Raw genomic sequence first — 15,608 nt, 5'->3', positions numbered from 1 at the left:
CGGAGGGCGGGCTGCGGAAACGGGCCAATCGAAAGGTTGGCACCGCGCCGCAGCCCGACCCCTACCAGCAAGAGGCGGAGGCCATTGAGCTGGTCACCTGGCAGCACACCATCGTCCCAGGTCTCCTTCAAACCCCGGCCTACGCCTGCACGTTCCTCAGCTCGGAAGATGCCATCGAGGCCCGTATCGCGCGCCAGTCCATCCTCACGCGGGAGGACATCCCGCCCACGGTGCTCACCGCGCTTCTGAGCGAGAAGGTATTCGAGTACCTGGTGGGTTCGCCGGAGGTGATGCGGGAGCAGATCGAGCACCTCATCGCCCTCAGCGAGCTGCCCAACATCACAGTCCAGATCATCCGCAACAATGGGCGTCCAGCGGGTACAGGCGGCGCCTTCGTCGTGGCTACCATGGACGACCGGAGCGAGGTCGCGTACATGGAGACGACGGTACGAGGCATCACGACCGACAACCCCTCCGACCTCGCCAATCTCTCCGCAACGCTCCGCGAGTTGCGAGCGAGGGCACTCCCCGAAGACATGTCCCGCGACCTGATGAAAGAGGCGCTGAAGAAATGGACCTGAGCAACGCCACCTGGCGGAAGGCGAGCCGCAGTGGCGAGAACGGCGGAGACTGCGTCGAGCTGGCCGAACTCCCCACCGAGTGGCGCAAAAGCAGCCGGAGCACGTCCAACGGGGCTGAGTGCGTCGAGCTGGCGGGCGCGGCTGGTGTGGTGGCGGTGCGAGATAGCAAGGACCCGGACGGGCCCGTCCTCCTGCTGACCCGTGCGGCCCTACGGACCGCCGTCCAGTCCACCGCCGAGACGCACTGACCGTCCGACGACGACCGCCCCAGCGGCCCCGATCCGTCAACGCGCGGCGAGTCGCCCCCACCCCCGGCCAGGACGACCCGCCGCACCCCACACCACGGCAGCTCGCGCGATCGGAACGATTCACAAGGGTGCCGCACACATCCTGAAGGTCGATCGCCCAATGCTTCCGTCCGTTTTGACGTGCGCGTTCGAGACGCTCCGTTCACAAGTTCTTCGGAGTGACCGGGAGTGCGGCCCAGCGCGGGCCAACGCCGCGCCCGCGCCGAACCCGCTACCAGAGCCTCATGACGTTACTCAGTGCTCCTGTGTGTAACTCAACGTGTCCTGTAGTGTAAAATGCCGGTCAGGTGGAGGCATGCGACCGCGGTGGAGCGGCGCCCTGACATTGGCCGATGGCGGCTGCACTCTGGAATCGGTCAGGTCCGCTCGACGAAGATGAAATGACGTACGCGGGAGGAGGGGCCGATGACCGTCAGAGTAGACGTCGAGCCCGACCTGCTGCGCTGGGCAGTGGGACGCGCCGGCTGGTCTGATGAAGTGATCGGCCAGCGTGCCCCGCGCTTCCATGACTGGATCGCCGGGACACGGCCGACACTCAAGCAGCTCGAAGACTTCGCCCACAAGACCCACACGCCATTGGGCTACCTCTTCCTGTCCGAACCGCCCGAAGAAGACGTGCCAATCCCAGATATGCGTACCCTGGGAAACCAGGCTGTTAGGCAACCCTCCGCCAATCTACTTGACACCATTTACCGATGCCAGTCTCGACAGGACTGGTACAGCGATTTCGCTGTCAGACACGAGCTTCCTGAAGTGGAGTTCGTGGGTGAGGTAGACACGTCCGCTCCTCCCGAATTCGTGGCGGATCGAATACGGCAGGACCTGAACTTCGACATCGGCGAGCGTGCAGCCTTCCGTAGCTGGGAGGACGCGTTGCGTCAACTCATTGAGCGGATTGAGGGTATCGGCGTACTGGTCATGGTCAGCGGGATTGTCGGCTCTGATACTCACCGCAAACTCAATCCGGAAGAGTTTCGTGGGTTCGCATTGGCCGACCCTGTCGCACCTCTCATTTTCGTTAACGGCTCGGACACCAAGGCAGCCCAAATATTTACGATGATACATGAGCTTGGGCACATCTGGCTTGGTCAGAGTGCGCTTTCCGACGCTCCGATGGCAAGAATGACCGAGCAGGACGCCGAACTCTGGTGCAACCAGGTAGCGGCTGAGGTACTTGTCCCCATAGCCACCATCCGGACAGAGTATCGCGGACAGCCGACCGTCGGCGAATTGGAGCGTTTGGCACGTAAGTACCGCGTGAGCACTCTCGTCGTGCTCAAGCGAATATTTGACGCTGGGTACCTTCGGTGGGATGACTACCGAAGGTACTACGCTACAGAACGCGATCGAGTCATCGATGCCCTGAGTCGCAACAGCGGTCCCGGCGGCGGCAACTATTACTACACCCAACCACTTCGACTTAGCCGTCAATTGGCACGTGCCGTTATCGCCGATACGTTGGAGGGTGGCACTACGTTCCGCGACGCCTTTCGACTCCTGGGTACCAGAAAGCGCGAGACATTCGACAACCTCGCCACCGAACTCGGAGTCGGCTGATGTACCTGGTCGATGCTAACGTGCTGATCGAAGCAAAGAATCGCTACTACGCTTTCGACATCGCGCCCGGATTCTGGGCGTGGCTCGACCGCGCACACGCCAACTCTCTGGCTTGCAGTATTGACAACGTTCGTGACGAACTAATCAGCGGAAACGACCCGCTTGCCGACTGGGCCAGAGATCGACGTGACTTTTTCAGACCCGTTGATGCTATCGCGACGGCCGAACTGAAACCGCTCGCACAGTGGGCAACCTCGCGTCAGTATGCACCAGCGGCCGTCAACGAATTTGTTGGGAACACGGCAGACTATTTTCTCATTGCCTACGCGAAGGCCCATGGTCATACCGTGGTGACCCAAGAGCGACCGCAACCAACTGCGAAAAAACGCGTACTCATCCCGGACGCTTGTGTCGCGATGAGCGTCACCACCTGCGACACATTCGACATGCTTCGCCGCACTAATACAAGACTTCACCTCGAAGCCACTGAACATCTTCTCGGTGGTGGAGGGCCTGAGTAACGCACTTGGTGCGGAACGATCCGTAGCATGGGAACGGCGTCGGGCTGGCGGATGTGGTTGATGTGGTGGCGGTGCGAGACAGTAAGGACCCGGATGGGCCCGTCCTCCTACTGACCCGCGCGGCCCTGCGCACCGCCGTCCAGTCCGCCGCCGAGCCGCACTGACCGTCCGGCAGCGACGGCCCCAGCGACCCCGATTCGTCAACGCGCGGCGGGTCGTCCCCGCCCCCGGCCCGGACGACCCGCCGCCCCCACGGCCACGACGCGGCGGCCTCGCAAAACATCAAGCCCCCAACCGCTCCCACCCCTTCGTTGACAGCCGCGTTGGGTACTTTTTGGGCTTGGTGGTGGGCTTTTCCTGGGCATCGATGCGATGCTAGCGCCGTGAGCGAGCCGGGGACCGTGACAGACGAGGCGCTGCGGAGCGAGATGCGAAAGCTACTGCGCACCGGGCTTCCCGCCAGAGCGCAACAGTGCGGCTCCTCCCTGCTCGGCCTGCGGGGCGTGCGGGTGCGGGCACTGGACGCTGAAGATCGCTCCAGCCTGGCACAGGCACTCGACGGCCTCCTTCGGGAAGAGCTGAACCGGTTCGGCAACGGGGAGCTCGCCAAGCCCGCTCGGCTGTTGTTCGGTATGGACGACTCGACGGCTGGCACGACACTCACTTCCCGACGACAGGTGGCCGCTGCGGAAGCCGGCTACGAGGTGCACCACTTCCGCAAGCGGATCGAGCCGAAGCTGCTGGACCTCGTCATCTGGCAGTTGCGCCGCGACAGCGAAGAACTCACGGTCCAGATCGCTGCGCCGCCCAGGTTGCGTCCCGCTGCCGGACGGCCGAATCTGCCCGCTGACGTCTTTGCTTGGGAGGCCGCTGAACACCAGCGTGCCCTCGCTTCCCTCTGGGGCGCTGTCTACCTACTGCGTGCCGAACTGCTGGGGGTCGCCCAGTTGGTCAGCATGGACGCCGTCGGGTCCGAGCTGGCTGACGCCGCTGACGCCGCGCTGTGGCGTCAGGTCCTGGTATTGCACGCGACTCGACATTATCAATCCGCCTACGGCTCGGCGCTGTTGCACGCCGCGACCGTGCTCGGTCCTGGCGAGATCGCCGCATCGGCAGGGTGGACTCCGCCCCTCAGTCCGGCCCAGGAACTCCTGCTCTCTGGGATCGCCGACCCGGTACAAGGCCGTGCCGACTTCACGGCCCGGCTCCTCGCGACTGTTGAGGGGGCTGACCTCGCCGCTGCCTGGCGACGGTCACTGACAGGACGCGATGGAGGCTTGGACAAGGAACGAGGACGCACTCATGAGTCTTGATCAGCTGCTGAACCCGAATACGGCTCCTCGGCGGTACGTCGTGACAGGAGGCCCGTCTGCCGGAAAGGAGACGGTCATCACTGAACTACACGAACGCGGTATCCCATGCAGCGAGAGCGAGGCCGCCCGGGAGATCTATCGGGAGCACCGCAACAGGCTCGGCCGCCATCTACGGGTCGGGGACCGTCACGCTTACTCCCGCGACGTCTTGGCGGCGTTCATCAAGGAGTACTGCGACCACAAGGCCGGATTGAGGTTCTACAACCGCGGCATCCCCGATGGGTACGGATGGGACGCGTTCTTCGGGCTCGGCCCCTACCCGGAGCTGGAGGAAGCATCGCGGATCTACCGATATGACGCAGTCTTCGTTCTGGACCCGCTGGATGATTTCGATTCCGAGGACGACCTGGTGTGGGCGAAGGAACGCGAGATTCGCCGCGTTCACGAACTGATCACACAGGGTTACTGTGACGCCGGATACCGGCCGATCTTCGTCCCTGCCGACGAGCCCGCGCGCCGGGTCGATTTCATCCTCGCCCAGCTTCCCGTCCCCACCGCCTGACTGGAAGGCCGCAAGGTGATGAACGGCCACACCGATTCCGCGGAGATCATCAGTCCGAACAATGTCCTGGCCAACGCGATGCTGCGCAGCGTCGACATGGTCCGGCCTCGCCTTCAGGCCATGAATCCCGATAGAGTCACATTCTGTGTCGGTACCCAGATCAACGGTGCTCCGCATCTTGGCACCTCGCTGGTGCACACGGCCGCGTTCCTGCTTGCCAAGGCCGCCAAACGCACATTCAAGGTGGACACGATCGTCCGGTTCGGCGCTTTGGACAATGCGCCCTACGACATACGGCTGGATCCCGAGACTCATCACGCCTACCAGCAGACTTACGCCCATGCTCTCGGGGAGACCGCCGTCGGTGATCTGATCGACAAATACTACCGGGGTATGTTCGACTCTTTAGCGGACGCGACCGGCGTCGACTACGAGATCGAGACGTACAGCAGTCGGCAAGCGGTGCCCGCATTCCGGCATGAGTTCCTCGCCACCCTTGGCCGCCTGGAGCAGATTCGCTGGCCGCTCGCCCCGTCCCACGGTCACGTCCATCTGCGTCTCCCCTGCCCGCAGTGCGGGTGGGCCGAGAAGCGCGGCGAGCGCACACGGCTGCTGCGCACAGGCTCGGGCGGGGCGGACTTCGCCGCCATATGCACCGACCATGGTGAATACGAGGTCGCCATCACCGCCGACACCGGCACTTACTTCGACCTCCCGACCCTCTACCGGAACCTGGTCAAAGAGCGGATGGCAGCACGCGACCACGTCAATCTCTCCGTGATGGTCAAAGGAGGCGACTGGGCCTACGGCTGCCAACTCGTCGACGAGGCTTTCGCTCAGCTCCCCAGCCTTGCACCGCCGCCTCGGATTTTCACCCCGATGGTTCTTACCGATACGGGGGCGAAGCTGTCCAAGTCGCTTATCAGAGAAGGGAAAGTGCCACCCCCGACTGGGGCTCGCGACTGGATGCTGGACATCACTGAATGGCAGGGCACCACCGACTCATACGTCGACGCGCTCGTCTGGCTCGTCGGCAAGATGCTCGCCGACCCCAAACACTTCTACCGCAGTTACACGACCCACGAACTGGACCGCGTCATGACCGCTCGTCCTCCAGCCGAGCTAGGCGTACGAGCCCGCGAGATGAATCTGTACCGCCGCTACTTCGATTTGGTCACAGCTGGCCGTAAGACCATCGAGATCCGCGTGCAGTACCCCAACCTACGGAAACTGAAGGCAGGTGACCACATCCGATTCATCTGCGGCCGAGATGACGTTCTTACTCGGGTCACGAGGGTCGCCCGTTACTCTTCGTTCGAGGAGATGCTCGACGCGGAGGGGCCGTCCAACGTCAACCCCGATAGTCCACGTGACCAGCAACTTGCCAATATTCGGCGCATTTACGGTCCCGACAAGGAAGCCCTCGGCGTGCTGGCCATCGAAATCTCGCTCGTCAGCCCCGCAGAGCCGGACGTCCCCAAGGTCTGATCCGAAGACAGGACCATCCACGGTGGACCTGGCCGGTGCGGTGGCGGTACGGGACGGCAAGGGCTCGGATGGACTCGTCCTGCTGCTGACCCGCGCGGCCCTGCGTACGGCCGCCCGCGCGCCGCCCGTGTCCTGGAGACGGCCTGGAAGCCCGGACCGCGTCCAGCCGCAACTGCGGGCCCGCGCCCGAGACCGGTTTCATGCCACATGCCTGCCGACAGAGGCCGTCACCCAACGCGTTTCGCCTGCCGAAGAGCCTTGTCGCCTCCCGCCACGCATGGGAAAATTCTCTACGCTACCAATAGCCATGAGTGGAGACTCCCATGACCTGGAATCCTGACTACTCCGCAGTGTTTCGGAGGAGGCTCGGCAAGACCGCTGCGGAGTTGGGCGACAGTCGCACGACCGATCAGTGCCCGGAGATATGGGAGTTGGACAACGGCGATGTCGCTGTGATCGGCCGCGACGCCACCACTGCCTACCAGGACCGTCTTCCGGCGGGTGTCAGCATCAGGCCGGATGAGCGGCTTGTGATCATATCGGGGCGTATCCTCGCCGCTGCCAAGCCGGATATTCGCGATGCTTGACCGCATCGCCGATATTCCAGGAGAAGCGCTTAACAACCCGGCCTATCTCGCGGACGCTGCGCGGACACGGGCCGACCTGCGCGGCGCCCTCTGGAAACTTGAACGGTCCCAGGTGTTCCGGGAGCTGAAAGACCCGAGCTGGGAGGCGTTCATGGCCGGAGACTGGCGGGGCGCACTCGACCTTCTGGAGAACGACCGGGTCGCCGTACGAGCGGAGGCGAAGCGGCATGCCGTGCAGGGGCTGGAGATCCGGCGCGTCCGGGTCGCCGAGATGCCGATCGGGCCCTATCTGCAATGGGAACTGCACGCCCTTAAGTTGCTCGCCGACGAGGGGGACGGGCTCTCCGTTCTGACCGCTGACCAGGTGTCGGCCCTTGAGACCAGCGCACCGCTGCCCGAAGTGAACGTCGTAGGGGACCGCGTTCTCTACCACATCCAGTACGAAGACGACGGGACGCCCTGCGGTGCGCGGCGCATTACCGATCCGGCCGTGATCGGCGCGGCGGCATCCGAGATCGAAGCCCTCTACAGGCGCGGCGAACCGTTGCTGGATTTCTTCGAGCGGGAGGTCGCGCCGCTGTCGGCCCCGTCCGTCTGACCCGCCTCGATGTCTTCGACGCGACCGGTCCGCCGCAGCACGCGAATGCTCCTTCTCGTCCTTCCCGGTTTCGCGATGCTCGGCCTCATCGGCGCCTCCCCGTGGGCGCTTTCGCTCTTCAACGGGCCGCGGTCCCACTGGGAACGGCTGAGCTTCATCGGCCAGACGTACGGCGCCGCGTCCGCCCTTCTCGCCGTCCTGGCCCTCCTTGGCATCGTCGCGACGCTCGTCCTGCAACTGCATGACACCCGAGCCGCCCGTGAGCAGGCCCGCCACAACGCCCTCGCCGATCTGCTGAAGATGGCGATGGACGATCCCGACCTGGACGAGGCATGGGGCCCTGTCCCCCCAGGCGAATCGCGTAAGGCTCGGCGTCAACTCATGTACATCAACATGATCGTGTCCGAATGGCAGATGTCATTCGAATCCCGTGCGTTGAACGAAACGCGGCTGCGTGGTATCGCCCGCGAGATGTTCAGCGGACAGCCTGGCCGTGCCTACTGGCGTGAGGCCCGCGGACCTCGCCTGTCCGCGTTCCAGAACAGGCATGCACGCCGCTTCAACCGCATTCTCGACAAGGAGTACAACCCCGCACCGGAGCAGCGCCGCTCCCGCCTCCGCATGCCCGTACTCCTCACCGGCACCGCCGCCGCAGCCGCCGTGATCGCCCTCCTCACCCGCGCCCTCCGCCGCCGCTGACTCTGCTCCTTCGTCCGCTGGAGCATTGTTTCTGGAATTCCATTCGGCGTCGCCTTTATGGGCGGCGCCGAATTTGTGGGTGCGGTCCTTGGTGAAATCGGTGATCGTGGCGGTGGTCGGGCGCGTGGTGGGGTGTAAGGGCGCGGTTAACGTTGGCGGTCACCTGGAGGGAACCTCCCGGCGCCCATGCTGAAGACATGAAGAGACTGCCACTTGCCGCCGCCGCCCTCGTCGCCGTCGCCGCCTTCGGGCTGACCGGGTGCGGCGGCGACGATAAATCGCCGGGCGCCTCCCAGTCGATGCCCAAGGACCAGCAGGACCAGATGGTGAAGTACGCCAAGTGCTTGGAAGAGCACGGCCTGACCGGGAAGCTGCCGCCGCGCAAGGCGGGCGGGCCCGTCCAGGTGGCCGGTCCCGTCGACCCGAAGGTCCAGGCCGCGCAGTCGGCCTGCGCGAAGCTCGCACCGCGCCTTGAGGGCGAGGAGGTGCCCCAGAAGGAACAGGACTACGCGCTGAAGATGGCGGAGTGCCTGCGCAAGCAGGGGCTTTCGGCCAAGGACCCCTCGCCCGGGTCGTCGGACGTCGTCGTCGACCAGGCCACCAGCGTCCCCCAGCAGAAGCTCGTGGACGCCTACGCCGCCTGCAACAAGCAAGTCCCCGCGCCGAAGTCGTAGTAGCCGCCCGGTATGACGCACGCCCGTCAACGCCGTGACCACGCGACTATCGCATGGTCACGGCGGCGGCTGAGTCAGCGGGCGGCCTCTTCGGGGCGCATGCGGCGCAGGCGCGGCCTGGCCTCCTTCTCCCCGTTGACGGCGCGGTCGGCGAGCCAGGCGGCGAGGGCGGCGGGCGTGGGCTTGTCGAACAGCTCGTGGATCGGCAGTTCCTCGCCCAGCGTCACGCGGACCCTGCTGACCAGCCGGGTGGCGAGCAGCGAGTGTCCGCCGAGGAGGAAGAAGTCGTCCCGGACGCCCACGGCGGGCAGGCCCAGGATCTCCGCGAACGCCTCGCACAGCGCCCTCTCGCGCTCGTCGGACGGTGCGGAGCCTTCGCCCGCGTCGGGACCCGTGGACAGGGCGGCCCGGTCGGGTTCGGGCAGGGCACCGCGGTCGAGTTTGCCGTTGCCGGTGAGTGGCAGCGCACCGAGCGGCACGACGGCGGCGGGGACCATGTGCGGCGGCAGCGTCTCCCGGGCAAAACGGCGGATCGTCTCGGTGAGCGTGCCGTCCGTCTCGGTGTCCGGGTCGGCGGGGACGACGTAGGCGGCCAGGCGCCGGTCACCGGGCACGTCCTCCCGGACGATCACCGCGGCCTGGGCGACGGCGGGATGCGCGGCGAGCAGGGACTGGATCTCGCCGGGTTCCACCCGGAACCCGCGGATCTTGACCTGCTCGTCGGCGCGTCCCAGATACTCCAGGAAACCGTCGGCGTTCCAGCGGGCCCGGTCGCCCGTGCGGTACATCCGGACGCCGCCGTCGAACGGGCAGGCGACGAAGCGTTCCGCCGTCAGGTCTGGGCGTCCCACGTAGCCGCGCGCCACCTGCGCCCCGGCCACGTACAGCTCGCCCGCGACCCCGGCGGGGACGGGCCGCAGCGCGTCGTCGAGCACGTAGGCGGCCGTGTTGCCGACCGGGGTGCCGATCGGGACCGTCCCGCCGACCACGGCCTCGTCGTCGAGCCGTCCGGTGACGACGCCGATGGTCGTCTCGGTCGGGCCGTAGTGGTTGTACACCGGCAGGTCGCCCGCCGCCTTGAGCAGGGTCTCGACCCAGTCGGGCGCGGCGGCCTCGCCGCCGAGGACCAGCGCGCCGCTCGGCAGCAGCCAGCTCAGGTCGGCGGTGGCGCCCAGCGCCGCGAGATGGGACGGCACGACCTTGACGTAGTCGATGTCGTGGCGGGCCAGATACCCGGCGATCGCGACGGGGTCGACGACCTTCTCGGCGTCCAGGATGTGCAGGACGCCGCCCGTGGTCAGGCTGGCGAACAGAACGGTGTTGCCCAGGTCGGTGACCACCGGCTGCAACAGCGCGTAGCGCGCGCCGGCGGCGCCGAACCCCACCCGCCGGGGGACGTGGACGACGTAGTTCGCCAGGTTCCCGTGGGTGACCGCGACCCCCTTCGGGCGCCCGGTGGACCCGGACGTGTAGATCACGTAGGCGAGGCGGCCGGGTTCCGCCGCGGTGTCCGGGGCCGTCGCGGGCTGCGATTCCAGCGTCGCGGCCACGGCCGGTTCGTCCAGCGCGAGGGTGCGGATGCGGCCCGACACCGGCATGTCGTCCAGGACGTCGGCGGTGCCGACCAGGACGGCGGCGCCGCTGTCGGTGAGCATGTGAGCGGTCCGGGCCATGGGATACGCCGGATCGACCGGCAGGTAGGCCGCGCCCGCCTTCCAGACGGCGAGGATCGCGGTCACCATCTCGATCCCGCGCGGCAGGCACAGCGCCACCACCGACTCCGGGCCCGTTCCGAGGCCGCGCAGGTAGTGCGCCAGATGGTTGGCCCGCTCGTCCAGCCCTTGGTAGGTGACCTTGGTTCGGCCACTGACCAAGACGACGGCCTCCGGTGTCCGCGCGGCCTGCGCGGCGAACAGGCCGGGGACGGTCATCCCCTGCGACGTCGGGTCGGACGTCGCGGTCGCGTTCCGGTTGCCCTGCTCCAGGATCGCGCGGCGCTCGTCGGGGTCGAGCGCGTCCACCAGCGTGAACGGCGTCCGGGGCGCGTCGGTCAGCGCGGTGACCAGGTTGTTCAGGCAGGTGTCCAGCAGCTTGCGGATCCGGGAGGGGCCCGCGAGGGCGAGCGCGTCCACGGTCACCTCGAACTCCGCCCCGGTGTCGCGGATGATCACTGTGACGGGGTAGTTGGTGCGCTCGGTGCTCGCGAGCAGCCGGACGCCGGGGACGCCCACGTCCGACTCCCCCGCGAACTGGTCGCGCCGGTAGTTGACGATCGAGGTGAACAGGGGGCTGCCCGGCGGCACGGCGCTCGCCCGCTGCGCCAGGGCGAGCGGCGCGTGCTCGTGTTCCAGCAGGTCGGCGAGCTGTGTGCGGAGGGCGGCGAGCGCGTCGCCCGTGCCGCGCCCGTCGACGTGGACGCGCATCGGCAACGTGTTGAGGAACAGGCCCGGGACGGCGTCGGCCCCGGCGCCCGCGTTCATCCGTCCGGCGAGAACGGTTCCGAACACGACGTCGTCGCGTCCCGACACCACGGCGAGCACCCGCGCCCACGCCAGATGGAAGATCGTCGCCGGGCTCACGCCGAGGGTGGACGCCAGGTGGCGGACCCGTCCGGCCAGCCGGTCGTCGACGGGGCCGCCCGCGCGGACCGCGTCGGCGCCGTCGCCGCGCACGTCCAGCAGCCCGAAGGGGGCCGTGGTCTCGGTGACGTCGCCCAGCAGGGCGGCGAAGTAGCGTTCGTGTTCCTCGCGCGGCGTGCCGAGCCGCGCCTGGGCCACGAAGTTCCGGAACGGCAGCGGTTCCGGCAGGTGGTCGCCGCGTCCCGCCAGCAGCTCCCGGATCTCGTCGATCAGGACGCGGAGCGCCGTGTGGTCCTGGACGATGTGGTGGATGCCGAGCACGGCGAGCCAGCGTCCGTCCACCGGCTCGGAGAGGACGTGGGCGCGCAGCAGCGGGGCGCGGTGCAGCTCCAGCCATGACCCGCCCGCGTCGAGCAGTTGCTCGATCGGGTCTCGCTCCGGGTCGCGCGCGATCTGTTCGATTGGCAACTCGACGCGGCGCGCGACGACCTGCACCGGCTCGCGGAGGCCCGCGGAGACGATCGCGGTCCGGTAGACGTCGTGCCGGTCCACGACCTGTTGCAGCGCGGCGAAGAAGCCGTCCAGGCGTTCCCGCGAGTCGAACTCCAGGACCGCCGACCGCATGTAGACGTCGGTGTCTCCGCCCGCGTGCGCCAGGTGGTGGAAGAGGATGCCCTCCTGGAGCGGCGCCAGCGGGTAGATGTCCGCGACGTTGGACGCGCCGCCGTCCACGAGGGCCACGACCCGCGCGATCTCGGCCTCGTCCAGGTCGACGAGCGGCAGCATTTCCGGGGTGATCTCCGTCGCGTCGGCGGGGATACGGTTCTCCGGCACGTCCACCGGCTCCGGCCCGGCGACCTTGGCGAATCCCGCCGGGGTCGGGGTCAGGAACAGCGCGCGTACCGAGACCGACACCCCGCGGACCCGCAGGTGTTCGACGAGTTCGACCGCCACCAGGGAGTTGCCGCCGAGCGTGAAGAAGTCGTCGTCGGGGCCCACCACGTCCAGGCCGAGGACCCGCGCGAACGCCGCGCACAGGACCTCCTCCCGCACGCTCTCCGGGGCGCGGCCCGCGCCCACGGTCGTCGCGCGGTCCGGCCTCGGCAGGGCCCTGCGGTCGAGCTTGCCGTTCCCAGTCAGGGGCAGCTCGGCGAGCACGACGACAGCCGACGGGATCATGTGGTCGGGCAGCCGGTGCGCCAGCTGCTCGCGTACCCGGGCGGACAGGGCGCCCGTGTCGGCCTCCGCGTCCGCCGGGTCGTTGGGGACGACATAGGCGACCAGCCGGGCCTCGCCGGGCGTGTCCCGCCGGACGACCACGGCGGACCTGGCAACCTCGGGATGCGCGGTCAGCGCCGCGTCCACCTCGGCGGGTTCGATCCGGAAGCCGCGGATCTTCACCTGCTCGTCGGCGCGGCCCGCGAACGTCAGCCGTCCGTCGGCGCCCCACCGGGCCCGGTCCCCGGTCCGGTACATGCGTTCGCCCGAGCCGAACGGGCAGGCCACGAACCGTTCGCCGGTGAGGCCCGGCCGGTTCGCGTATCCCCGGGCGAGCCCGGCGCCCGCGACGTACAGCTCACCGGTGACTCCCGGCGGCAGCGGTCGCAGGGAGCCGTCCAGGACGTAGGTCCGGGCGCCGTGGATGGGCGCGCCGATGGGGACGCGGCCGTCCTCGGCGTCCCGCGACGTCAGGCGGGCGGTCGTGACCCCGATGGTCGTCTCGGTGGGGCCGTAGTGGTTGAAGACCGCCCGGTCCCCGGCGGAGTCCAGGAGTTCCCGCACCCAGCCGGGCGGGGCCGCCTCACCGCCGAGCACCAGCGTGCGGGCGGGCAGCACCGCGCCCGCGCCCGCCTGCGCGGTGAGCGCCGCCAGGTGCGACGGGACGGCCTTGAGGTGGTCGATCCGGTGGTCGGCGAGGTAGGACGACACCGCGGTCGGATCGAGGGCGGTGTCGGGGTCCAGGACGTGCAGTTCGCCGCCCGTGGCCAGCGAACAGAACAGCATCGTGTTGCCGAGGTCGGTGACCTGCGGCTGGAGCAGCGCGTACCGGGCCCCGGCACCGCCGAGCCCCAGCCGCGCGCGGGCCGACGCCACATAGTTGGCCAGCGAGCCGTGCGTGACCCCGACGCCCTTGGGCGTCCCGGTCGAACCCGAGGTGTAGATGACGTACGCCAGCCCCGCCGGGTTCGTCGCCGGATAGGGCAGGGCCCTCGGCGCGGGCTCCGGCTCGGCAGGGTCGTCGGCGGAGTCGTCGGCGGAGTCGTCGGCGGGGTCGTCGGCGCGGTCGTCGGCGGGGTCGTCGGCGAGGACGACCGGGACCCGTCCGGCGGGCAGGTCGTCGGCGACCTCGCCGGTCGTGACGAGCACGGCGGCGCGACCGTCGGCGAGCATGAACGCGGTCCGCTCGACCGGCTGCCGGACGTCGATCGGCAGGTAGGCGGCACCGGCGCGCCAGATGCCGAGGATCGCCGCGATCGTCCCCGCTCCGGGCGGCAGGCAGAGTCCGACCACCGCGTCCGGGCCGATCCCGGCGCCGACCAGCCGGGACGCCAGCCGGTCGGCGCGGGCGTCGAGTTCGGCGTAGGTCAGCGCGCCGTCCCCGGTCACGAGGGCGGTCCGGTCCGGGGAGTCGGCCGCCCGCGCCGCGAACAGTTCGGGGACGGTCGCCTCCGGCAGGCCGGGGCCGGTGTCGTTCCAGCCGTGCACGACGCGGAACCGCTCGTCCTCGTCGAGGATCTCGGCGCCTCCGACCGGGTCGTCGGGTCCGGCCGCGACCATCCAGTCCACGACCCGCCGGAACCGGCGGGCCAGGTCGTCGGCCGCCGCGGGCTCGTGCCGGTCGCGGTTGACGTCGACGTCGACCTGGATCCGCGACTCGCCCGACCGGTCGTACACGGTGACGCGGCGGTCCTCGGTCGGCACCTGGGCGAGGTTCCACACGGTCGCGCGGGCGTCGCCGAACGTCGGGTAGGTGAAGCTCACGATGTCGACGATCAGCCCGTACAGCGGGGCGCCGCCGACGGCGCCGAGGTCGCGCACGATGTCCTCGTGCCGGTAGCGCTGGTGCCGCAGGCCACGTCCGATCGCCCGGCCCGTCCGGCGGACGATCTCCGCGACGGACAGCTCGGGCGTGATCTCCACCCGGACCGGCATGATGTTCGCCGTCATCCCGGGGACGTGCTGCCCCAGCCGTCCGGCCCGGCCCGGGACGGAGATCCCGAGGACGACGTCCCGCGCCCCGGTCGTCCGGTGCTCGTGGACGGCGGCGGCCGCGATGACCAGCACGGCGAAGCTCGTCTTCAGGTTCCGGGCGGCGGCGCGCAGCGTGGCGGCGTCGTCGACGTCGAGTTCCGCGGTGGCGCGGGCCTGCGGGCCCGGCCCGAGGCGGGCACCGGATCCGGCGCGGTCGGCCCGCTCCTCGACGCCGTCGAGCGCGGTGCGCCAGTGCTCCCGGTCCTTGGTGAATCCCGGCGACTCCTTGTACTCGCGCTCCGCCTCCACCAGCGCCGAGTACGGCTCGAACCCGTGCTCGCCGGGGTCGTCGCCCGCCAGCAGCGCGGTGCAGGTCTCGGCGACCTTCGCGGCGATCAGCGCGCCGCCGTGGCCGTCCATGATCAGGTGGTGCGCCCGCTGGTACCAGAGCAGGCGGTCGTCGTCCAAGCGGAGCACGGCGCACGCGAACAGCGGCCCCTTCACCGGGTCGACCCGGCGGGCCAGGTCGGCCTCGATCCACCGGTCCGCCGCCGAACGCGGGTCAGGTTCCGCGCGAACGTCCACGATCTGGACGGAGACGTCGCCGTCCCGGTCGACGTACTGGCGCGGCTCCCCGTCCACGACGCGGAACCGGATCCGGAACGCGTCCACCCCTGCCAGCACGTGCCGCACGGCCCGCGCGAACAGGTCGGCGCCCACCCCGCCGATCTCCAGGCATTCGGCGATGTTGAGGGCGCTCCCGTCGGGTGCGACCTGCTGGGCGTACCAGATGCCCAGCTGGGCGGACGTCAACTCCAGCGGCTCGACTTCAGCGACGGTCATAGGCCCTCAGTCCTGTTCCATGGCCGGCGCGAATGGAATCGGCACGGGCCGTCCTCTCGAATGGGTGAATGAGGCTCGGTCGAGCAAAGTCGCAGTTTTCCCCGAA

13 protein-coding genes are annotated in these 15,608 nt (G+C 68.6%); 12 read left to right on the top strand and 1 reads right to left on the bottom strand.

What is annotated here, in order from left to right:
- The 12 genes from ABD808_RS23390 to ABD808_RS23335 all read left to right on the top strand — a co-directional run.
- The coding region (locus ABD808_RS23390) for a DUF5753 domain-containing protein (protein ID WP_344900156.1) at positions 1-581 on the top strand (581 nt) is incomplete at its 5' end.
- A complete protein-coding gene (locus ABD808_RS23385) occupies positions 572-829 on the top strand; it encodes a DUF397 domain-containing protein (RefSeq protein WP_344900154.1) in 258 nt (85 codons plus the stop codon). The genes ABD808_RS23390 and ABD808_RS23385, both read left to right, overlap by 10 nt.
- Positions 830-1,294: 465 nt before the next feature.
- Positions 1,295-2,446 carry an ImmA/IrrE family metallo-endopeptidase gene (locus tag ABD808_RS23380; RefSeq protein ID WP_344900152.1) on the top strand — a complete coding sequence of 384 codons (1,152 nt, stop codon included), beginning with the start codon at positions 1,295-1,297 and terminating at the stop codon, positions 2,444-2,446.
- Positions 2,446-2,967 carry a DUF4411 family protein gene (locus ABD808_RS23375; RefSeq protein ID WP_344900150.1) on the top strand — a complete coding sequence of 174 codons (522 nt, stop codon included), beginning with the start codon at positions 2,446-2,448 and terminating at the stop codon, positions 2,965-2,967. The genes ABD808_RS23380 and ABD808_RS23375 overlap by 1 nt, the downstream gene beginning before the upstream one ends.
- Positions 2,968-3,020: 53 nt before the next feature.
- Positions 3,021-3,131, top strand: a complete 111-nt coding sequence (locus tag ABD808_RS23370) for a DUF397 domain-containing protein (RefSeq protein WP_344900148.1) — start codon at positions 3,021-3,023, stop codon at positions 3,129-3,131.
- A 219-nt stretch (positions 3,132-3,350) separates the two neighbouring features.
- On the top strand, positions 3,351-4,280 hold the full coding sequence (locus ABD808_RS23365; RefSeq protein ID WP_344900146.1) for a hypothetical protein: 930 nt from the start codon (positions 3,351-3,353) through the stop codon (positions 4,278-4,280).
- Positions 4,270-4,842, top strand: a complete 573-nt coding sequence (locus ABD808_RS23360) for an AAA family ATPase (protein WP_344900144.1) — start codon at positions 4,270-4,272, stop codon at positions 4,840-4,842. The genes ABD808_RS23365 and ABD808_RS23360 overlap by 11 nt, the downstream gene beginning before the upstream one ends.
- Positions 4,843-4,860: 18 nt before the next feature.
- On the top strand, positions 4,861-6,330 hold the full coding sequence (locus ABD808_RS23355) for an ASCH domain-containing protein (protein ID WP_344900142.1): 1,470 nt from the start codon (positions 4,861-4,863) through the stop codon (positions 6,328-6,330).
- A 323-nt stretch (positions 6,331-6,653) separates the two neighbouring features.
- Complete coding sequence (locus ABD808_RS23350) at positions 6,654-6,917, top strand: hypothetical protein (RefSeq protein ID WP_344900140.1); 264 nt, start codon at positions 6,654-6,656, stop codon at positions 6,915-6,917.
- The gene (locus ABD808_RS23345) at positions 6,910-7,515 is read left to right on the top strand and encodes a DUF6879 family protein (protein ID WP_344900138.1); all 606 of its coding nucleotides are present in this window, start codon (positions 6,910-6,912) and stop codon (positions 7,513-7,515) included. Before ABD808_RS23350 ends, ABD808_RS23345 begins: the two co-directional genes overlap by 8 nt.
- A gap of 9 nt (positions 7,516-7,524) precedes the next feature.
- Entirely contained in the window at positions 7,525-8,214 is a 690-nt protein-coding gene (locus tag ABD808_RS23340; RefSeq protein WP_344900136.1) for a DUF6082 family protein, read from the top strand.
- A gap of 197 nt (positions 8,215-8,411) precedes the next feature.
- Complete coding sequence (locus tag ABD808_RS23335) at positions 8,412-8,888, top strand: hypothetical protein (protein ID WP_344900134.1); 477 nt, start codon at positions 8,412-8,414, stop codon at positions 8,886-8,888.
- Positions 8,889-8,962: 74 nt separating this feature from the next.
- Here ABD808_RS23335 and ABD808_RS23330 read toward each other — a convergent pair whose 3' ends face one another.
- Positions 8,963-15,502 (bottom strand): amino acid adenylation domain-containing protein, encoded by a 6,540-nt coding sequence (locus ABD808_RS23330; RefSeq protein ID WP_344900132.1) that lies wholly within the window; start codon positions 15,500-15,502, stop codon positions 8,963-8,965.
- Positions 15,503-15,608 lie beyond the last annotated feature (106 nt).

Origin of the sequence: Actinomadura meridiana, from assembly GCF_039537545.1 — a bacterium.
Classification (GTDB): Bacteria; Actinomycetota; Actinomycetes; order Streptosporangiales; family Streptosporangiaceae; genus Spirillospora; species Spirillospora meridiana.
This window is presented reverse-complemented; position numbering and strand designations above follow the sequence as displayed.